The sequence below is a fragment of the Thioclava sp. UBA3469 genome (assembly GCF_002378135.1).
In the GTDB taxonomy this organism is placed as follows: domain Bacteria; phylum Pseudomonadota; class Alphaproteobacteria; order Rhodobacterales; family Rhodobacteraceae; genus Thioclava; species Thioclava sediminum.
Genome location: NZ_DFRG01000202.1, coordinates 3,861 through 22,048 on the forward strand (window position 1 = coordinate 3,861; position 18,188 = coordinate 22,048).

Sequence of the window (18,188 nt, forward strand, 5' to 3'; positions counted from 1 at the left end):
CGAGCCAGTAATGCGACATGCCGGGTTCGGGCCGCCCGTCGCCCACAAGCCGGAGCGCCCAGTCCTTGACCGAGGTATTGGCGACCTTCGCAATCGGGCAGAAAACCACGCGCGCAGGTGCGATATACAGCATCGCGCCGTCGTATTGGCTGCGATCGTGATCGCGCAGCAGCCGCGCCTTGCGGCGATATTCCTCCGATCCCCGCAATTCTCGTTCGACATCGGCGACGGACGCGCGCCGCTCCTTCAACGCGCTCTGCGCCGCCTCTTTCGCGGGCCGTCCGAGATACGCCTGGAACAAGGTGTCGATCGCGGCGGGCGTGGCCTGTATCTGTGCGGCGAGGTCGGGATCGGCAAAGGCGACAGGGTGCGGGGGCAAATCTTTCATGCGGCGAAACTTTCATAGCGGGAGATCAACGGCGCGAGCTGCGCGGGCCAGCCATATTGCGCGACCTCGTCCGTGCGGCGCTGCGAGCCTATCCCGCCGGTCATGGCATCGCGCAGCAGACGGCGGAACTGCACCGGGTCGTCTGCGACATGCACGCCACTGAGGCGTTCCGCCTCTTCGAACCCGCGCATTGCGGGGCGCATCGCGACGACCGGCTTGCAGGACATAAGCGCCTCGGCGGTCTTGAGATTGGTGCCGCCGCCCTCGGTGATCGGAAGGCAGATGGCGCGGGCGTGATGCAGAAGACCGCTCAAGGTTTCTTCCGCCACCACGCCAAGGGGCGCGACGAATTCCGCGTTCATTTGCGCGTACCGCCGAAAGCGGTCGTCGTCGGTGATCAAATGGGTCATTCCGCCTGCAACGACGAGGCGACTGCAAGGTGGCAGAAAGCCGGGAATTTCACCGAAGGACGCCCAATAGCCACGCGCGTTCGGGGGATGGGCGGAGCCGGCGACGAGCGCATAGGGTCCATCGAGTGGCGCGGACGGGACCGTTTCGGGAGCGGGCGCCCAGCAGCCGTTTGGCGCCACGACGACCTCTGCCGCGCCCGGCAGGCGCGCAAAATGGCGCGCATCGGCCTCACAGACCGCAACGGTGAGAGCGGCCGTCGCGACGAGTGCGGACTCGAGCGCCTCAGCCTCCGCCCGCCAATGCGGATCGATCAGCGCGGCCTCGACATTATGTGCGGAATAGATCAGCCGAGCGCGGCGCAGGACCGGATCGCGGTCCAACGCCTCGGCGAATAGCGGATAGAGCCACGGATGTTCGAACTGCACCGCATCGGGGGCGAAATCGCGCAGTTCCCTGATCAGCCCTTCGATCAGCGGATGATCTTTGAGCGTGTCGGAAATATGAAGATCCTCACGGCGCTGCGGATCGTGGAGACGCGAAAGCAACGCCTCCGGTACCGCCGTGCGGCGCTCGTCAGGCGAGCCGTCGGGATAGCCGCGTGTCGAGTAGATCGGGACGTAGCGGAAGATGTGGCCCGCCGCGCGCGCCTGCCGGGCGATGGCCGCGACCCGGCGCTGGCCGCCGTGCAGCGGGCGGTGGATCGGGTAATGACCGAAAGCTGCGATCTTCATGCGGCATCCTCGCGATAGCGGATCGGCTGGCGCCTCTGCTGGGCCCATGCAGGATCGCGCGTGGAGATGTCATCGCCGGCCGCGTCGAACCCGGCGGTGAGCGCCTCTCGAAAATCGGCCCATCGATGTGGCGTGAACCGCTCCGCTTGCGCACAGGCCGCGCGATAGGCCGCCGCGTCTTCCATCAGCGCCTCGAGGCGGGCAAGCCATCGCTCGCCCTCGAAGAGCCCGATCGCCTCCGCGCAACCCTCCGCCGCCTCGATCAAGGCGGGCGCATCCGAAGTCAGACAGGGCTTGCCATGCAAAAGCGACTCGACGACCGGGAGCCCCCAACCCTCGTAATGGGACGGGTAGATCGTGTAGCGGCAATGAGCATAGAGCGCCTCCAACTCGACGTCGTCGACATCATCGAGGATGCGGATCGCGCCATGCGGCAAGCCGGGATCCGCGCGCACCATTTCAAGCAGCGGGCCGATCGACCAGCCGGGCTGTCCGACCCAGACCAGCGGCATGATATCGCCCGCGCGGCGCGCAGCCAGTTCGCGCCAGAGCCGATAGGCGAAATCATGGTTCTTGCGCGGCTCCTGCGTGCCGACCATCAAAACGTAGCCCCCAGGCTCCAGATCGCGCTGTGCGAAGAGGCCCGCGAGATCGGTGGCGGGCGCGGTCTCGCGCAGCGCATCCGCGCCAAGCGTCACGACGCGCACTTTCTCTGGCTCCAACTCGGGATAGCCGCAGCGGGCGGCATGGGCGAGCAGATCGCGCCGCGTCACCTCTGAATTCGTCCAGACCCGATCCACACCCCAGAGCATCCAGTGCAGCGCGGGCGGAAAGGTCTTGCGCGTCGTGGGTTCGGCGACATGCCCCCAAAGGATCGGGATCAGGTCATGGATGTAATAGCTCAGCCGCCATCCATGAGCGGTCCGCATCTCGTAGGCGGCCCGGTAGCGCGCATCGCCCCAGAATCCACCGGCAGAGACATACTCGCCCACCTCTTCCGGCGCGATCCGATTTCGGTCCGCGCAGATCTGGTCGTGGACCGTATGCACCAGCCCGTAATGCGCCCGGTGATTGAGCGCATCGAGCGCCCGGATGCGCGGTGCGATCCCCGGCGCAACCCGTTCCAGAGCCACGAACCCACGGCGCATCAGGGCATATTCCTCCCCGCTCAACCGCAGCAATTCCTCCGCCACGGCGCTCTCGCGGCGCACGCGGGTCTCGGCCTCGTCGTATTGCCCGCCCTGCCCGACCGCCCGCATCCTGCGCCGAGCGCGCCAGAGAAACCGTCCGATCCGCGCCCAGGAGCGCCAGCGCCGCGGTGCAGTCAAAGCGCGCGCAGGCGCCTCCGGCTGACAGCCATTGCGGAAGATGACCTCCTCGAAGATCGCCTGCGGGATGCGATAGAACCCGCCGCGCGCCTCATCATAGATCGCCGGCACCGCGCGCGCCCCGAACCGGGCGGCAAACGCTCGCCAGACCTCATGCTCCACCCGCAGGATGCCCATCGGCCGCCAATGGCGGAACTGATAGCTTGTGCTGAGATCGATCAGGATCGACTTGTCGCTCATCGCGTCCCTCCGTGGCCAGTTCTTGGCCCGACTCGAGCTATAACGCGCGGCAAGTTCACGTCCGGTTAATGCACATCAGGCGCGCGCGACGCCTTGAAGGCCCCCGATCTTCCCCCTATATTCCAAGACGTTCCCGGCAACGGGGACTATGGGCATAAACGCGCATGAAATAAGCGGATCGGACCCGGGGGCGGTACCCGGCGGCTCCACCAATCAACCCTCGTTGGGGGAGAATGGGGCCGAAATAGGATCGACGAACGTGTAAAGATGTTTGCTTTGTCCCGGTGAGCTACCACCGTTATCGGTGCGATTTGTACAGTTGCCAACGACAACCGTGCTCCGGTCGCTCTGGCTGCGTAAGCAGCTCGGGTAACCGAAACTTAACTCCTTGCGCTTAGCCGCGTAAGGCGGGGCCCGCAGGAGCCTTGCAACAGAATCCTGCACTTCCCCCCCTCTTGTTTCGATGCGACCGGCGTTAACCGGTTTGAAATCCGTGCCTGCCATGGTGCCCCCAGGACCGACGGGAAACGGAGGGGTGCGATGTCCCGGCTTGCGAGGATCGAAACGTGGCTCCATGCCGTATGGGGCGAAGGTCGGCTGGACGAGGTCGACGGGTTGTTCGATGCCGAGGCGCAGACCAATGGGCTGATGCCGGGGCTCGAATTGCGACCGCAGGAATTTCGCGAGCTGGTGCCAGCTCTGCGGGCGCATTTGCATGGCATCGAAATCACCGTACTGCGCCATGTCGAGACGGAGGACTGGCTTTGGACGCTTCTGAAAATCGCGGGAAAATCGGCACAATCGGCGCGCGCGGTGGAATTCACCGGGCAACTGACGATGCGGTTTCGCGGCGACAGGATCGTGGAGGCGTATAATAATTACGATGTGATCGCGCTTTTCGAGGCGTTGGAGATGATGCCGCGCGACACCGTAGCGCTCTGCCTGTCGGGCGAAGTGCTGGGATAGGCGCAGCCCCCGTGAGGTTCTCCCCAAGGTTGCGCAAGATCGGATGCCGCCACGCCCGGCACATGCCCTCGACGTCAGCCTTCGCGCGGCTCTGCCCGCCTTGCGGCCCGCCAAGAATCCCCTATGCTGAGCCCGAGAAGAAAGGGACCCGGCCATGACGCAATCCATTGATTACGGCAACCTGATGCATCACGCGATGCGCGGGCTGATCCAGACAGTGCTGAGCGACATCGCAGCCAATGGCTTGCCGGGAGAGCACCACTTCTTCATCACTTTCGACACCCGTCATCCCGATGCCGAGTTGGCCGATTGGCTGCGCGAACGCTATCCCGAGGAAATGACCATCGTCATCCAGAACTGGTATGACAATTTCGAAGTGGGCGAGGACGGGTTCTCGATCACGCTGAATTTCGGCAATTCGCCCGAGCCGCTCTATGTGCCGCTCGATGCGATCACCACCTTTGTCGACCCTTCGGTCGAATTCGGACTGCGTTTCGAGACGCAGGAATATGACGAAGACGACGAGATCGAAGAGGATGAGGTGGCCGAGGAGGAAGAGGCCGCTCCCGCCGAGCGTGGCGAGGCCGAGGTCGTCAGCCTCGATCAATTCCGCAAGTAACCCGGTGGCTTCGGAGCCTCTGGACCGCGACACGCTCCTGTCGCTCTATCACGGCTATCTTGACTGCTTGAACGCTCAGGACTGGGCGCGTCTCGGTGAGTTCGTGCATCCGGAGGTCACGCATAACACGCGCCCGCTCGGCCTCGCGGGGTATCAAGCGATGCTCGAGGGTGACCATCGCGCGATCCCAGACCTGCACTTCCGCGCAGAAACGCTCGTGGCCGATCCGCCGGTGATCGCCGCCCGGCTGCGTTTCGACTGCACGCCCGTGGTAATGCTCTTCGATCTGCCGGTGAACTGGCCGCCGCGTGACCTTCGACGAACATGTCTTCTATCGCGTCACCGATGGCCGCATCCGCGAGGTGCATTCTCTGATCGACCGGGATGCGATCGCCGCACAGATCTGAGAGCCACCCCAAGTATACCTCCGTATACCGTTGCAAAATCCCTCCGCGCGCCCTATCAGTGCGAGCGAAAGATTGCGCGCAATCATGGAGGCCCAGATGACCGCGACCCGCACCGAAACCGACAGCTTCGGCCCGCTTGAAGTTCCCGCCGACAAATATTGGGGCGCGCAGACGCAGCGCTCGATCATGAACTTCCCGATCGGCTGGGAGCGCCAGCCCGTCCCGATCATCCGCGCCCTCGGCGTGATCAAGAAAGCCTGTGCGATGGCCAACAAGGCGCAGGGCAAGATGGACGCGAAGATCGCCGATGCGATCATCGAGGCTGCGGGCGAAGTGATCGAAGGCAAGTTCGACGACAACTTCCCGCTGGTGGTCTGGCAGACCGGCTCGGGCACGCAGTCGAACATGAACGCGAACGAGGTGATCTCGAACCGCGCGATCGAAATTCTGGGCGGCGAGATGGGCTCGAAAGACCCGGTCCACCCGAACGATCACTGCAACATGGGGCAATCCTCGAACGACACCTTCCCGACCGCGATGCATGTCGGGATCGCGATGCAGGCGCGTGACGTGCTGCTGCCCGGTCTGCGCAAGCTGCACGCGGCGCTTGAAGCCAAGTCCGAGGATTTCAAGGACATCATCAAGATCGGCCGTACGCATACGCAGGACGCGACGCCGCTGACGCTTGGTCAGGAATTCTCCGGCTACGCCCATCAGGTGAAGAAGGGGATCGAACGCGTCGAAGCCTGCCTCGGCGACATCTACGAACTGGCCCAAGGCGGCACCGCCGTCGGCACCGGTCTGAACACGCAAGTTGGCTGGGCCGAGACGGTCGCGGCGAACATGGCCGAGATCACCGACCTGCCCTTCGTCACCGCGCCGAACAAGTTCGAGGCGCTCGCCGCGCATGACGCGATGGTCATGTTCTCGGGCGCGCTGAAGACCGTGGCCGCCTCGCTCTTCAAGATCGCCAACGACATCCGGCTGCTGGGCTCGGGCCCGCGCTGCGGTCTGGGCGAGCTGATCCTGCCGGAAAACGAGCCGGGCTCCTCGATCATGCCGGGCAAGGTGAACCCGACGCAGGCTGAAGCGCTGACCATGGTCTGTGCGCATGTGATGGGCAATGACGCCGCCGTCGGCTTCGCCGGCTCGCAGGGGCATTTCGAGCTCAACGTCTACAACCCGATGATGAGCTACAACGTGCTGCAGTCGATGCAGCTTCTGGGCGACAGCGCCTCGGCCTTCACCGACAACATGGTCGCGGGCATCGAGGCCAACGAGCCGCGCATCGAGAAGCTGCTGCACGAGTCGCTGATGCTGGTCACCGCGCTCGCGCCGACCATCGGCTACGACAACGCGACCAAGGTTGCGAAGACCGCGCATAAAAACGGGACCACGCTGAAGGAAGAAGCGATCAAGCTTGGCTTCGTCGACGAGGAAACCTTCGACAAGGTCGTGCGTCCCGAGCAGATGATCGGCCCGAAAGCCTGATCCAAGCTTCCATGATTAACGAAGGGCGGCCCCGGTGGCCGCCCTTTTGCGTTCGGGGTGCTCGCCCCCTTCGCTCTTGCTCAAATATCCCGGGGTGAATGCCGCAGGCAGAGGGGCAGCGCCCCTACCCCGCTGCCGCTTTCGCCTCGGCGCGGGGGTAGAGCCGCGCCATCGTCAGGCCGCGCGTGGCGTTGAGGATCATCAGCCCCGCCCATAGCCCGTGATTGCCGAAAAGCGGGATCAGCACGAAAAGCGCGGCCGTGTAGATCGCGACCGAGATCACCATAGCGTTGCGCATCTCGCGCGTCAGGGTCGCGCCGATGAAGATGCCGTCGAGCATCCAGGCCGGTCCACCGATCAGCGGCGCGGCGGCGATCCAGATCAGATAGTTGCGCGCCTCGATGCGGACATTCGGGGCGGTGGTCATCAGGTCGATGATCGCAGGGCCTGCAAGCAGGAAGACCGCGCCCAGCGCGAGCGCGCCGCCGATGCCCCATTGCGAGGACACGATGCTCGCCCGGCGCAGCCTTGCAGCCGAATGTGCGCCCACCGCTTGACCCACGAGGCTCTCGGCGGAGAAGGCGAACCCGTCCAGCGCGAAGGCGGTGATCTGCAGGAATTGCAGCAGCACCTGATTGGCCGCGAGCGTCACATCGCCCTGCCCCGCGCCGAGGAAAAGGAAGGAGGTGAAGCTCGCCTGCAGCAGGATCGAGCGCAGCATGATGTCGGTATTCACCCGCGCCATCGTCGCCAATTTCACCCGGTCGAAGATCGCACGCGCCCGCCACAGCCCGCCTGCGAAGGCGGCGCGACAGAGCCACAGCGCCAGGACCACACCGCTGATCTCGGAGATCAGCGTGGCGCCGGCGACGCCTTGCACGCCCCAGCCGAGGCCCAGCACGAAGAACAGATCCAGCCCCACGTTCAGCGCGTTCGTCGTCACTTGCAGCAAGAGGACACCGCGGGTCCGCTCCAACGCGATGAGCCAGCCGGTGAAGGCGTAGAGCGAGATCGTGAGCGGGGCGCCCCAGATGCGGATCTGCAGGTAGCCGCGGGCGAGACGCTCGACCTCGTCGCTGGCAGGCGCCAGTTGGAACGCGGCCCAGGACAGCGGGAGTTGCAGCACGATCAGGCTCAGCCCGGCGATGCCTGCAATGATCAGCGCGCGCATCAGCCCGGCGGAGACCTCGCCAGTATCACCCGTCCCATGCGCCTGGCTCACGAGCCCGGTCGTTCCCATCCGCAGGAAACCGAAGATCCAGTAGAGCGAGGACAGGATTACCGCGCCGATCCCCACCGCGCCAATGGGCGCGGGCAGGCCCAATTGCCCGACGACGGCCGTGTCGACCGCGCCGAGGATCGGGATCGTGGCGTTCGAGAGGACGATGGGCAGCGCGATCTTCAGGACCCGCGCATGGGTAATCTCAGCCATTGGCGGAGGTATCGTCCCGCGCGGGCATCAGGAAATGGCCGGTCGCCTGCGCGAAAATCCGGGTCCGGTTGTCCTGCCACGCCTCGACATGGACGCTGGCGTAACGCCGCCCCGAGCGGTTGACGCGCGCTCGCGCATAGGCGTCGCGCGGCAGGCCGGAGCGCAGATAGTCCACGGTGAAATCGATCGTCTTGGGCAGCCGCGGCAGGCTCTCCGGCGTGAGCGCATCGAAGTCGATCCGCCCTGCCTCGATATCGTCCCACAGGTAAGACCAGCTCAGTTCGATGATCGCGGTGACCTCGAGAAAGGCCGCCGTCACCCCGCCATGGATCGCGGGCAGCATCGGGTTGCCGATCAGCTTGTCGTCATAGGACAGAACGCCGGTCAGCTCATCGCCGCGCCGGTCGAAACCGATGCCGAGGAACTGCGCGTAAGGAATGCCCTCGACGAGCATCTTGAGCGCGCCGTCTCGGCGCTGCTTGACCTGCTGGACGGGTTCGGGCTTGGGACGGCTCATGCTTGCCCCTCCGATTTGGATTTGTCGGGGCGCGAGACGGTGAAGGCGCCGGTGGCGGTCGCCACGGGCCGCTCGGCATCCTCGTCATGGGTGGTGGCGCGTACGAAGGCCACCGAGCGGGTGACGTGGTAGCATTCGGCCCGCGCGGTGATCCGCTGACCGGGCGTCGCGGGCCGCATGTAATCGATGCGCAGATCAAGCGTCGCGGTGGAGGCCCCGGCCTGCGGATGGCTCATTACGGCGGCGCCTGCGCAGGTATCCATCAGCGCCGAGACCGCGCCGCCATGGATCACGCCGGTGCGCGGATCGCCCACGAAGCGCGTGTCATAGGGCATCGACAGGGTCGCGCAGCCGGGGCGGATCTCGTCCATCTGCATCCCCAGCGCGCGGGAATGCGGGATCGCCTCGATGAACTGGCGGGCCTGTTCGAGTATCTTGTCGTTCTGGTCGCTCATGAAATCATCCCCGAATGTCTTGCACGACTATCCCCGCTGGCCGACGGGGTTACAAGACCCGCGCCTCAGCCCTGCCCCTGCGACACAAGGAAATAGCGCGCGATCCCGTAAAGGTAGAAGCCGGTGAACATGATGTTGAGATATTTCAGCTGGCGCTCGGTATGCAGCCACGCGTGATAGGCCCAGATCAGGCAGAACGGCAGGCTGAGAAAGAGATTGAGCGGGTACCAGTTCTGCACGATGGCGATCGTCGAGGCGATGCCGAGGGCCAGAGCGACCCATTTCATCTCTTGCTGATAGGCCGCAAGGCCACCTTCGCGCAGACGCAGTGCCGGACGCATGCCCGCTCCTTCTGACTGATACCAATGTCGGGGGTCGCGGCCCTTGGGGCCTGCGATGCGATTGATATGCCACAGGAAAGGCAATCCGTCCAGACGGGCGTCGCTCAGCGGCGCGCGGCGAAGAAATCCTTCAAGAGCGCCTCGGCCTCCGCCGCCCCGATACCGTCGTAGATTTCCGGCACGTGGTGGCTTTGCGGATGCGAGAAGACGCGCGGCCCCTGCGCGACGCCGCCCGATTTCGGATCGGCCGCGCCGTAATAAAGCCGCGCGATCCGGGCCTGAGAGATCGCCGAGGCGCACATCGGGCATGGCTCGAGCGTGACATAGAGGTCATAGCCCGGAAGCCGCTCCGAGCCGATCTGCGCGCAGGCCTCGCGCATCGCGAGAATCTCCGCATGGGCGGTCGGATCGCCCAGCTCGCGGGTGCGGTTGCCAGCGGCGGCCACCACCCTACCGTCAGGAGAGACGACGACTGCGCCCACGGGCACCTCGCCGCGCTTGGCCGCCTCGCGCGCCTCTGCGAGCGCCTGTTGCATGAAAGACCGGAATTCCATGGCTCTTCATCGCTTGCAAATCCGCGCTTATCAAGACGCTTCCCACGCGCAGCAGAAAGGTGTAGATCGCCATCTTTCGCGCCCGAGCGACTCGCGCGCCCCCTCCCCTAGAAGGAACCGGACATGACCGACACTCCCGAAAATTCCCCCGAAAATTCCGTTTCGAAATCCGCCGACAAATCCGGCGCGAAAGAGCGCATCGCCAAGGTTATCGCGCGCTCCGGCGTCGCCTCGCGCCGTGACGCCGAGAAGATGATCCTCGCCGGCAAGGTCGCGGTGAACGGCAAGCAGATCGACTCGCCCGCGCTCGACGTGGCGGCGTCCGACAAGATCACCATCGACGGCAAGCCGATCGACGCGCCGCAGGAAACGCGGCTGTGGCTCTATTACAAGCCGCTGGGTCTGGTCACCACTGAGAAGGACGAACAGGGCCGCCGCACGATCTTCGACGAGATGCCCGAGGGCATGCCGCGCGTGCTGAATGTGGGCCGCCTCGACATCAACTCCGAAGGCCTGCTGCTCTTGACCAATGATGGCGGGTTGAAGCGCCGTCTGGAACTTCCCGAGACCGGCTGGCTGCGCAAATACCGCGTGCGCGTGAATGGCCGCCCGACCGAGCAATCTTTCGAGCCGCTGCGTCAGGGCATCACCATCGAGGGCGAGGAATTCCTGCCGATGGAGGTCTCGCTCGACCGTCAGCAAGGCGCGAATGCGTGGCTGACCGTGGGCATCCGCGAAGGCCGCAACCGCGAAATCCGTCGCGCAATGACCGAGATCGGCTTCCAGGTGAACCGCCTGATCCGGATCAGCTACGGTCCCTTCCGCCTGATGGACATGAAGGCGGGCGACGTGATGGAAGTGAAGCGCAGGATGCTGCGCGATCAGCTTGGCGGGTTGCTCGACGACAAGCCGGTGGGCGGCGAAGCCAAGCCCGAGCGCAAGGAGCGTGGGGATCGCCCGGAGCGCGGCGACCGCAAGGATCGGGGCGACAAGCCGCGGTTCAAGCGGGATCGCGACGAAGGTGGCCGTGATGACAAGCCGCGTTTCCGCAAGGATCGTGACGAAGGCGGCCGTGAGGATCGTCCGCGCAAGCCGCGCACGGGCGGCTTCAAATCGCATCGTGACGAGGGCGACCGCGGTGATCGGGGCGAGCGCGGCGATCGGGGGCCTCGCTTCTCGAAGGATCGCGGCGACCGCCCGGATCGCGGGCCGCGTGGCGACAAGCCGCGCTTCAACCGCGACCGCGACGAGGGCGGCCGTGACGACAAACCGCGTTTCCGCAAGGATCGCGAAGAGGGCGGGCGCGAGGATCGCCCCTTCCGCGACGGGCCGCGCAAGCCGCGCACCGGTGGGTTCAAATCGCATCGCGATGAAGGCGAGCGCGGCGACCGGGGTACGCGTTTCTCGAAAGATCGTGGCGACCGCCCCGATCGTGGGCCGCGCGGCGACAAGCCCAGCTTCAACCGCGACCGCGATGACCGCTCGGGCGGGAAGTTCGGCGGCAAGCCCAGCGGGAAGTTCGGCGACAAGGCGCGCTTCAACCGGGATCGCGACGAAGGCGGACGTGACGACCGTGGCGGCGACAAGCCTCGCTCGGGCGGCTTCAAATCGCATGGCGGAAAGCCGGGCGGCAAGCCGCGCTCGGGCGGGTTCAAATCCCACGGCGACGCGCGCGGCGACCGGCCCGCACGCTCGGGCGGCTTCAAGTCGCATTCGGGCAAACCGGGCGGAAAACCCGGCGGCAAGCCCTTCGGTGGCAAGCCGCGCGGCGGCAATCGCGACTGACCGGCGAAAACGCGCTTTTAGGGAGGGGATAACCGCCGTGGTTTTCCCCTCTTCTTTTTCCTCGGCGAGTTTACGCGAATTTCACACCGTCTCTCTGGCATAGACCCGCCAGCCTGCTTATAAATTCCCCTGAGGACGTCGAAATTCGCGTCCGATGGCAGGGGCTGGCGATGTCGCGCGAGGCGCAAAAGAGAATCGCTTTCTGGCTGATGATCGCGCTGACGCTGTCGGTCGCGCTCACCGGGAGCGTATGATGGCTCAACGCTATGGCGGAAAATACTCGCCCCAAGGCCCGGCCAGCGGGCCCGACCTGCACGATCCCCGCAGCGTGCCGCCCCATCGTCGTCCCGATGCCCGCCACCCCGAAGAAGGCCGTCCGTTCTGGATCGTGGCCGCCGCCCTGCCCTTCCTGCTGGGCGCCTTCGGCGAAGGCCCCTTCGCACTGGCCCGCGCGCTTGGCGCCTTCGCGCTGATCGCAGGCGCCGCCTGGACGATCCGCGAGGGTCTGCGGGCCGAGTTTGCCTATGTCGCGCGCAGCTCGGCCAAGCGCCCCGCCTTTCCGCGGAAAATTCTGGGCTCCGTCGCCTATGGTCTGGGTCTCGCATTGGGCGCACAGGCCCCCGAACTGGGCATGATCGGCGCGGCCGGGATCGGGGCTATCGGCACGGTGGTCTCGCTTGTGGCTTTCGGTCTCGATCCGCTGAAAGACAAAGGGATGGAGGGCGTCGACGAGTTTCAGCAAGAGCGCGTGGCCCGCGTGGTCAAGGAAGGCGAGGCCTATCTGACCGAGATGCGCAAGGCGATCACCCCCTCAGGCGAGCGAGTTCTGATCACCCGCGTCGAGCAATTCGCCACCACCGCGCGCGATCTGTTCCGCGCGGTCGAGGAAGATCCCGGCGATCTGGCGCAAGCGCGGCGCTACATGACCGTTTATCTGGAGGGCGCGCGCGACGCGACGATCAAGTTCGCCGATCTGTGGCGCAACACGCGCGATCACAAGGCACGCGACGATTACGCGGCGCTGCTTGATGATCTGGAAGCGAATTTCACCGCCCGCACCCGCAAGATGCTGGAAGATGGCCGCGAGGGGCTGGAGATCGAGATCGACGTGCTGCGCGACCGGCTGGCGCGCGAAGGGGTCGTGCCGACGACCCGCGAGAATTGACGAAGCGTGAGTTGAAGAGTGACACCGGGAACTGCCCCGACAGGCGCAAGGAGGCCCTGAGATGACCGAGACGACCCGCCAAAAGGCAACCGAGCTGATGACCGAAGTGGAAGGTGTCAGCGGTTCGCTGCTGCCCGAGCCGGGCCCGGCAGAGGCGGTGACGCCGCTCGATCAGGCCCCGCCCGAGACCGCCGAGGAAATCCGCAAGCGCATGGCCGAGCTGGACATGGGCGACTCGAATTCGATCGTGCAGTTCGGGTCGCGCGCGCAGGTCGATCTGCAATCGATCAGCCAGGAGATGCTCTCGGGCGTCAAGAACAAGGATGTCGGCCCCGCCGGAGACAGCCTGCGCCAGATCGTCACCACGATCCGCGGGTTCTCGGTCTCGGAGCTCGACGTGCGCCGCAAGCGGAGCTGGTGGGAAAAGCTGCTGGGCCGCGCCGCGCCGTTTGGCAACTTCATCGCCCGGTTCGAAGAGGTGCAGGGCCAGATCGACCGCGTCACCGACGAGTTGCTGAGCCACGAGCACAAGCTGCTCAAGGACATCAAATCGCTCGATATGCTCTACGACAAGACGCTGCATTTCTATGATGAGCTCGCGCTCTATATCGCGGCGGGCGAGGAAAAGCTGGCCCAACTCGACAGGGAGGAAATCCCCGCGAAAGAGGCGGCGATGGAAGCCGCGTCCGAGGATCAGAAAGTGCTCAAGGCGCAGGAAATCCGCGATCTGCGCGCAGCCCGCGACGATCTGGAGCGCCGGGTGCATGATCTGAAACTGACCCGTCAGGTGACGATGCAGTCGCTGCCGTCGATCCGGCTGGTTCAGGAGAACGACAAGAGCCTTGTGACCAAGATCAACTCGACGCTCGTGAACACCGTGCCGCTCTGGGAGACCCAGCTGGCGCAGGCGGTCACGATCCAGCGCTCGCGCGAGGCGGCAGGCGCTGTGCGCGAGGCCAATGATCTGACCAACGAGCTTCTGAAATCGAATGCCAAGAACCTGCGCGAAGCCAATGCCGAGATCCGCACCGAGATGGAGCGCGGCGTCTTCGACATCGAGGCGGTGAAGGCGGCAAATGCCGATCTGGTCGCCACGATCGAAGATTCGTTGCGCATCGCGGATGAGGGCAAGCGCAAGCGCGCCGCGGCAGAGCATGATCTGGTGGAGATGGAAGACAAGCTGCGCGACACCCTGTCGGCGGCGAAATCCTCCGCGCAGGCTGGCGGAGCTGCGGGATGACACGGATGCGTGCGGCCTTTCCGGTTCTTGCAGGGCTGGCGGCGCTGGCCCTTTCGGCCTGCGCGCCGGGCTTGGGCGGCTCGCCGCTCGCACCGGACAAGACCGCGCGCCCGCCCAGCGCACCGACCGATCTCGATCGCTCGAACGCTACCAAGCAAAGCGCGCTCTCGCGGGAGATGTCGGCCTATTTCGCCAAGACCGCAGCCGAGATGGAAGCGCGCGGCCAGTTGCGCACCGATGTCGCGCCGCGCGATGCGCCGTTCAACCAGCGGCAACTGGTGCAGGACTTCGTCCATATCGCGCTTTACGACGAATACGCGGCGCAGGGTGGCGGGTTCGTCGCCCGTCAGACCCCCTCGCGCCTGCGGCGCTGGGACAAGCCGGTGCGGATGGATATCGACTTCGGCGCCTCGATCCCCAAGGCTGACCGCGCTTCGGATATCGCCGAAGTGCGCGCCTACGCGGGCAAGCTCGCGCGCGCCTCGCGCCATCCGGTCAGCGTGGTGAACCGAGGCGGCAATTTCCATGTCCTGTTCCTCAACGAGGACGAGCGCCGGGCGATCGGCCCGCGCCTGCGCCAATTGGTGCCGGGGATCGATGACAGCTCGGTCGAGGCGATCACCAACCTGCCGCTCTCGACTTATTGCGTGGTCTTCGCCTTCTCGCAGGGCGATAGTCCGATCTACACCGACGCGGTCGCGGTGATCCGGGGCGAGCACCCGCCGGAACTGCGCACCAGCTGCATCCATGAGGAACTGGCCCAGGGGCTTGGCCTCGCCAATGACTATCCGCGCGCGCGGCCCTCGATCTTCAACGATGACGAGGAATTCTCGCTGCTGACCAAGCATGACGAGTTGCTGCTGCAGATGCTTTACGACCCGCGCCTGACGCCCGGCATGACCGAACGCGAGGCCCGCCCGATCGTCACCACCATCGCCTCCGAATTGCTGGGCGGCGCAAGCTGAGAACCAAGAAGGAACCGCATCCATGGGCATTCTCGATTTCCTCTCCGGCGAATTCATCGACGTCATCGGCTGGACCGACGACACCCGCGACACGATGGTCTGGCGGTTCGAGCGCGAGGGTCACGCGATCAAATACGGCGCGAAGCTGACCGTGCGCGAAGGTCAGGCCGCCGTCTTCGTCCATGAGGGGCAGCTGGCCGATATCTTCGGGCCCGGGCTCTATATGCTGGAGACGAACAACCTGCCCATCCTGACCACGCTTCAGCACTGGGATCATGGCTTCAAATCGCCCTTCCAGTCCGAGATCTATTTCGTCAACACCACCCGGTTCAACGACCTCAAATGGGGCACGAAGAACCCGGTCATGGCGCGCGACCCGGAATTCGGCCCGGTGCGCATCCGCGCTTTTGGCACCTATTCGATGCGCGTCACCAATCCGGGCAAGTTCCTCACCGAGATCGTCGGCACCGATGGCGAATTTACCTCGGACGAGATCAGCTACCAGCTGCGCAACGTGATCGTGCAGGAATTTTCGCGCGCCATCGCCAGCTCGGGCATCCCGATCCTGGACATGGCCGCAAACACCGCCGACATGGGCAAGCTGATCACCAAGGCGATCGCGCCCACCATCGCGAATTACGGGCTGGAGCTGCCGGAATTCTACATCGAGAACGTCTCGCTCCCCGAAGCGGTGGAGGCGGTTCTCGACAAGCGCACATCGATGGGGATCGTGGGCGATCTGAACAAATACATGCAATACAATGCCGCCGAGGCGATGGGCCAGCCGGGCTCGGGCGCCTCCGCCGGGATGGGCGCCGCGATGGGCGCGGGCATGGGCGCAGGCATGGGCATGGCGATGGGCCAGCAAATGGGGCCCTGGGGGCAGATGGCCCAGCAACCCGCTGCCGCCGCACCGCCGCCCCCTCCCCCGCCGCCGGTGGAGAAGGTCTGGCATCTCGCGGTGAATGGGCAAACGCAGGGCCCGTACGGGCGCGGGCATCTCGGGCGTATGGTCTCGGAAGGCTCGCTCACCCGCGACAGTCTCGTCTGGACGCCGGGTCAGAATGGCTGGATGCGTGCCGAGGACGTGACCGAACTGGCGCAGCTCTTCACCATCGCGCCGCCGCCACCCCCGCCTGCTGCGAGCTGATCCAATGCTGGGTTTCCCGAAAGTGGGGCGGAGCGCGGCTGCCGCCCCTGCCGACCCACGCGGCGAGAGCCACTACCACTGCGAAAGCTGCGGCGCCGATCTGCGCTTCGCGCCGGGCCAGACGCGGCTCGTCTGCGATCATTGCGGCCATGTGCAGGACATTCCCTCCGCCACCGGACGCGGAGAGGCGCGCTTGCGCGAATTGCCGCTCGACGATGCGCTGACCCGCGAATTACCCGCACAGGAAATGGAGGAGCACCGCACCGTCTCCTGCCCCAATTGCGGTGCCTCGATCGAGTTGCAAAACGGCGAGCACGCAACCGAATGTCCGTTCTGCGCGACGCCCGTGGTGGTCGATACGGGCACGACGCGGCTGATCAAGCCGCAAGGGGTGCTGCCCTTCCAGCTGACCGAGGACCAAGCGCGCGCGGCGCTCTCGAAATGGCTCGGCTCGCTCTGGTTCGCGCCCAACGGGCTGTCGCAATATGCCCGCAAGGGTCGGCGCATGAGTGGCATCTACGCCCCCTTCTGGACCTTCGATGCCGCGACCCGGACGCGCTATTCCGGCCAGCGCGGCGACGCCTATTACGTCACGCGCACGGTGCAGACCGACAAAGGCCCCCGCACCGAGCAGGTCCGCCGCATCCGCTGGACGCCGGTCTCGGGTCAGGTGGCGCGCGATTTCGACGATGTGGTGATCTATGCCGCGCGCTCGCTGCCGCCCGATTACGTGCAGGCGCTGCGCCCGTGGGACCTGACAGCGCTCGAACCCTATCGGCGCGATTATCTCGCGGGCTTCACCGCCGAGGGCTACACCGTGCAACTGCAGGAGGGTCATCACGCCGCGCAGGCCGAGATGATCCGCGTTATCCAGACCGACATTCGCCGCGATATCGGCGGCGACGAGCAGCGTATCGGCGCGATGGACCCGCAGTTCTCGGCCGAGACCTTCAAGCACATCCTGCTGCCGATCTGGACCGCCGCCTACAAGTTCCGCGGCCGCTCCTACCGCTTCGTCGTGAACGCCCAGACGGGCCGCGTCCGTGGGGATCGCCCGTGGTCTGCGTGGAAGATCGCGCTGGCGGTCCTCGCTGCGGTGATCGTCGGGGGGACGCTGTTCTATCTCAAGAGCCGCTGAGCGGGTCAGCCTTTCGCGAGATCGTCCATCCCGAAGGCGATGCCCTGCGGGGCGAGCCATTCTGCGAAGCGCGCGATCTTCTCGTCGAGCGAACAGGTATTGGTTTGCCGCGCCATCTCGATGTCATAGGCGGCGCGAAGGTCCATCTGGCGTTCGGGGCTCAGCTCTTTCCAGCGCGTCATGTCGTCTCCTTGCAAAGCCGAAGTGGGTTCCCGATATATCTTGCAACCCAATGTAAAGGAGGGGTGACATGACCCAATCCTCTCAAAGCTACCGTGTAACCTGCCTTGATTGCGGGCAGGCAAACCGCGTCCCCGCCGAGAAGCTGGGCGCGAACCCGAAATGCGGCACCTGCGGCGGCTGGCTCGTCTCGCACAAGGTGACCGAAGTCGACTTCAAGACGCTCGCCAAGGCCGAAAAGGACGATCTGCCGCTGCTGGTCGATTTCTGGGCGCCGTGGTGCGGCCCGTGCAAGGCGATGGCGCCGCAGTTCAACATGGCCGCCGAGAAGCTGACCCCACATGTGCGGCTGGCGAAGATCAACACGCAGGTGAACCCCACCGCGACCCAGCGCTACCGGATTCAGGGCATTCCCGCCTTCATCCTGTTCGCCAAGGGCCGCGAGGTCGCCCGCGCCGCAGGGGCCCGCCCGGCAGGCGATCTGGTCAATTTCGTGAAGTCGAAAATCTCGGTGCCCGCATAACGCGGATCGGCAGAAATTTTCGCGCGCGGCGCGGGCGGGCCGCTTGACAACGCCTGCGCCTTGCGCGACATACCACGCCACGGTTCGGGGCCTTAGCTCAGCTGGGAGAGCGCCTGCATGGCATGCAGGAGGTCAGCGGTTCGATCCCGCTAGGCTCCACCA

At 65.4% G+C, this 18,188-nt stretch carries 20 protein-coding genes, 1 tRNA gene, 1 other RNA gene and 1 pseudogene; 14 read left to right on the forward strand and 9 right to left on the reverse strand.

From position 1 onward, the window contains the following. The 3 genes from B3D39_RS14520 to B3D39_RS14530 form a co-directional block, all read right to left on the reverse strand. Positions 1-388, reverse strand: a 388-nt coding sequence (locus B3D39_RS14520; RefSeq protein WP_286789834.1) for a hypothetical protein, incomplete at its 3' end; no start/stop codon positions are given. Then, on the reverse strand, positions 385-1,530 hold the full coding sequence (locus B3D39_RS14525; protein ID WP_274962275.1) for a glycosyltransferase: 1,146 nt from the start codon (positions 1,528-1,530) through the stop codon (positions 385-387). The genes B3D39_RS14525 and B3D39_RS14520, both read right to left, overlap by 4 nt. Continuing rightward, on the reverse strand, positions 1,527-3,098 hold the full coding sequence (locus B3D39_RS14530; RefSeq protein WP_274962274.1) for a glycosyltransferase family 4 protein: 1,572 nt from the start codon (positions 3,096-3,098) through the stop codon (positions 1,527-1,529). Before B3D39_RS14530 ends, B3D39_RS14525 begins: the two co-directional genes overlap by 4 nt. Before the next feature lie 89 nt (positions 3,099-3,187). Between B3D39_RS14530 and ssrA the strand changes: the two genes are divergently transcribed. From ssrA to fumC, 6 genes and pseudogenes are all read left to right on the forward strand, one after another. Next, positions 3,188-3,543, forward strand: a transfer-messenger RNA (tmRNA) gene (gene ssrA / locus B3D39_RS14535). A 95-nt stretch (positions 3,544-3,638) separates the two neighbouring features. Then, positions 3,639-4,064, forward strand: coding sequence for a nuclear transport factor 2 family protein (locus B3D39_RS14540; protein WP_274962273.1), 426 nt, complete (start codon positions 3,639-3,641; stop codon positions 4,062-4,064). A gap of 154 nt (positions 4,065-4,218) precedes the next feature. Beyond that, entirely contained in the window at positions 4,219-4,683 is a 465-nt protein-coding gene (locus tag B3D39_RS14545; protein ID WP_078541119.1) for an SspB family protein, read from the forward strand. Next, positions 4,601-4,918: pseudogene (locus tag B3D39_RS14550) on the forward strand (ester cyclase); the annotation flags it as partial. The gene B3D39_RS14545 and the pseudogene B3D39_RS14550, both read left to right, overlap by 83 nt. Positions 4,919-4,991: 73 nt before the next feature. Beyond that, positions 4,992-5,090, forward strand: a complete 99-nt coding sequence (locus tag B3D39_RS14555; RefSeq protein ID WP_286789835.1) for a hypothetical protein — start codon at positions 4,992-4,994, stop codon at positions 5,088-5,090. A 96-nt stretch (positions 5,091-5,186) separates the two neighbouring features. Beyond that, positions 5,187-6,581: a class II fumarate hydratase gene (gene fumC / locus B3D39_RS14560; protein WP_078523282.1), complete on the forward strand. Its 1,395-nt coding sequence runs from the start codon at positions 5,187-5,189 to the stop codon at positions 6,579-6,581. Between the two features lie 124 nt (positions 6,582-6,705). Here the strand turns inward: fumC and B3D39_RS14565 are convergent, their stop codons facing one another. The 5 genes from B3D39_RS14565 to B3D39_RS14585 form a co-directional block, all read right to left on the reverse strand. After that, positions 6,706-8,013 (reverse strand): MATE family efflux transporter, encoded by a 1,308-nt coding sequence (locus tag B3D39_RS14565; protein ID WP_274961876.1) that lies wholly within the window; start codon positions 8,011-8,013, stop codon positions 6,706-6,708. After that, positions 8,006-8,530: a PaaI family thioesterase gene (locus tag B3D39_RS14570; RefSeq protein ID WP_075776152.1), complete on the reverse strand. Its 525-nt coding sequence runs from the start codon at positions 8,528-8,530 to the stop codon at positions 8,006-8,008. Before B3D39_RS14570 ends, B3D39_RS14565 begins: the two co-directional genes overlap by 8 nt. Further along, positions 8,527-8,985 carry a PaaI family thioesterase gene (locus tag B3D39_RS14575; protein ID WP_274961877.1) on the reverse strand — a complete coding sequence of 153 codons (459 nt, stop codon included), beginning with the start codon at positions 8,983-8,985 and terminating at the stop codon, positions 8,527-8,529. The genes B3D39_RS14570 and B3D39_RS14575 overlap by 4 nt, the downstream gene beginning before the upstream one ends. Positions 8,986-9,050: 65 nt before the next feature. Further along, positions 9,051-9,326, reverse strand: a complete 276-nt coding sequence (locus tag B3D39_RS14580) for a peptidase (protein WP_083079175.1) — start codon at positions 9,324-9,326, stop codon at positions 9,051-9,053. A 104-nt stretch (positions 9,327-9,430) separates the two neighbouring features. Then, a complete protein-coding gene (locus B3D39_RS14585) occupies positions 9,431-9,880 on the reverse strand; it encodes a nucleoside deaminase (protein ID WP_078599482.1) in 450 nt (149 codons plus the stop codon). Positions 9,881-10,003: 123 nt separating this feature from the next. Between B3D39_RS14585 and B3D39_RS14590 the strand changes: the two genes are divergently transcribed. The 6 genes from B3D39_RS14590 to B3D39_RS14615 all read left to right on the forward strand — a co-directional run bounded on the left by B3D39_RS14590 (position 10,004) and on the right by B3D39_RS14615 (position 17,323). Further along, positions 10,004-11,665 (forward strand): pseudouridine synthase, encoded by a 1,662-nt coding sequence (locus tag B3D39_RS14590; RefSeq protein WP_274961878.1) that lies wholly within the window; start codon positions 10,004-10,006, stop codon positions 11,663-11,665. A 253-nt stretch (positions 11,666-11,918) separates the two neighbouring features. Then, entirely contained in the window at positions 11,919-12,830 is a 912-nt protein-coding gene (locus B3D39_RS14595) for a 5-bromo-4-chloroindolyl phosphate hydrolysis family protein (protein ID WP_274961879.1), read from the forward strand. A gap of 61 nt (positions 12,831-12,891) precedes the next feature. After that, a complete protein-coding gene (locus B3D39_RS14600) occupies positions 12,892-14,070 on the forward strand; it encodes a toxic anion resistance protein (protein WP_078519690.1) in 1,179 nt (392 codons plus the stop codon). Between the two features lie 5 nt (positions 14,071-14,075). Further along, on the forward strand, positions 14,076-15,035 hold the full coding sequence (locus tag B3D39_RS14605) for a DUF2927 domain-containing protein (RefSeq protein ID WP_414718011.1): 960 nt from the start codon (positions 14,076-14,078) through the stop codon (positions 15,033-15,035). A 22-nt stretch (positions 15,036-15,057) separates the two neighbouring features. Then, positions 15,058-16,185, forward strand: coding sequence for an SPFH domain-containing protein (locus tag B3D39_RS14610; protein ID WP_274961880.1), 1,128 nt, complete (start codon positions 15,058-15,060; stop codon positions 16,183-16,185). Between the two features lie 4 nt (positions 16,186-16,189). Further along, on the forward strand, positions 16,190-17,323 hold the full coding sequence (locus B3D39_RS14615) for a zinc ribbon domain-containing protein (RefSeq protein ID WP_274961881.1): 1,134 nt from the start codon (positions 16,190-16,192) through the stop codon (positions 17,321-17,323). Between the two features lie 5 nt (positions 17,324-17,328). On the opposite strand, the gene B3D39_RS14620 is transcribed toward B3D39_RS14615, so the two are convergent. Beyond that, complete coding sequence (locus B3D39_RS14620) at positions 17,329-17,505, reverse strand: hypothetical protein (protein ID WP_158522074.1); 177 nt, start codon at positions 17,503-17,505, stop codon at positions 17,329-17,331. 68 nt (positions 17,506-17,573) lie between these two features. Between B3D39_RS14620 and B3D39_RS14625 the strand changes: the two genes are divergently transcribed. Beyond that, positions 17,574-18,026, forward strand: coding sequence for a thioredoxin domain-containing protein (locus tag B3D39_RS14625; protein WP_078539752.1), 453 nt, complete (start codon positions 17,574-17,576; stop codon positions 18,024-18,026). Positions 18,027-18,112: 86 nt separating this feature from the next. After that, positions 18,113-18,188 (forward strand) — tRNA-Ala (locus tag B3D39_RS14630).

Coding starts and splice junctions, on each gene's coding strand:
- B3D39_RS14525 (WP_274962275.1), bottom strand. CDS start 1,530: ATGAAGATCGCAGCTTTCGGTCATTACCCGATCCACCGCCCGCTGCAC.
- B3D39_RS14530 (WP_274962274.1), bottom strand. CDS start 3,098: ATGAGCGACAAGTCGATCCTGATCGATCTCAGCACAAGCTATCAGTTC.
- B3D39_RS14540 (WP_274962273.1), top strand. CDS start 3,639: ATGTCCCGGCTTGCGAGGATCGAAACGTGGCTCCATGCCGTATGGGGC.
- B3D39_RS14545 (WP_078541119.1), top strand. CDS start 4,219: ATGACGCAATCCATTGATTACGGCAACCTGATGCATCACGCGATGCGC.
- fumC (WP_078523282.1), top strand. CDS start 5,187: ATGACCGCGACCCGCACCGAAACCGACAGCTTCGGCCCGCTTGAAGTT.
- B3D39_RS14565 (WP_274961876.1), bottom strand. CDS start 8,013: ATGGCTGAGATTACCCATGCGCGGGTCCTGAAGATCGCGCTGCCCATC.
- B3D39_RS14570 (WP_075776152.1), bottom strand. CDS start 8,530: ATGAGCCGTCCCAAGCCCGAACCCGTCCAGCAGGTCAAGCAGCGCCGA.
- B3D39_RS14575 (WP_274961877.1), bottom strand. CDS start 8,985: ATGAGCGACCAGAACGACAAGATACTCGAACAGGCCCGCCAGTTCATC.
- B3D39_RS14580 (WP_083079175.1), bottom strand. CDS start 9,326: ATGCGTCCGGCACTGCGTCTGCGCGAAGGTGGCCTTGCGGCCTATCAG.
- B3D39_RS14585 (WP_078599482.1), bottom strand. CDS start 9,880: ATGGAATTCCGGTCTTTCATGCAACAGGCGCTCGCAGAGGCGCGCGAG.
- B3D39_RS14590 (WP_274961878.1), top strand. CDS start 10,004: ATGACCGACACTCCCGAAAATTCCCCCGAAAATTCCGTTTCGAAATCC.
- B3D39_RS14595 (WP_274961879.1), top strand. CDS start 11,919: ATGGCTCAACGCTATGGCGGAAAATACTCGCCCCAAGGCCCGGCCAGC.
- B3D39_RS14600 (WP_078519690.1), top strand. CDS start 12,892: ATGACCGAGACGACCCGCCAAAAGGCAACCGAGCTGATGACCGAAGTG.
- B3D39_RS14605 (WP_414718011.1), top strand. CDS start 14,076: ATGCGTGCGGCCTTTCCGGTTCTTGCAGGGCTGGCGGCGCTGGCCCTT.
- B3D39_RS14610 (WP_274961880.1), top strand. CDS start 15,058: ATGGGCATTCTCGATTTCCTCTCCGGCGAATTCATCGACGTCATCGGC.
- B3D39_RS14615 (WP_274961881.1), top strand. CDS start 16,190: ATGCTGGGTTTCCCGAAAGTGGGGCGGAGCGCGGCTGCCGCCCCTGCC.
- B3D39_RS14620 (WP_158522074.1), bottom strand. CDS start 17,505: ATGACGCGCTGGAAAGAGCTGAGCCCCGAACGCCAGATGGACCTTCGC.
- B3D39_RS14625 (WP_078539752.1), top strand. CDS start 17,574: ATGACCCAATCCTCTCAAAGCTACCGTGTAACCTGCCTTGATTGCGGG.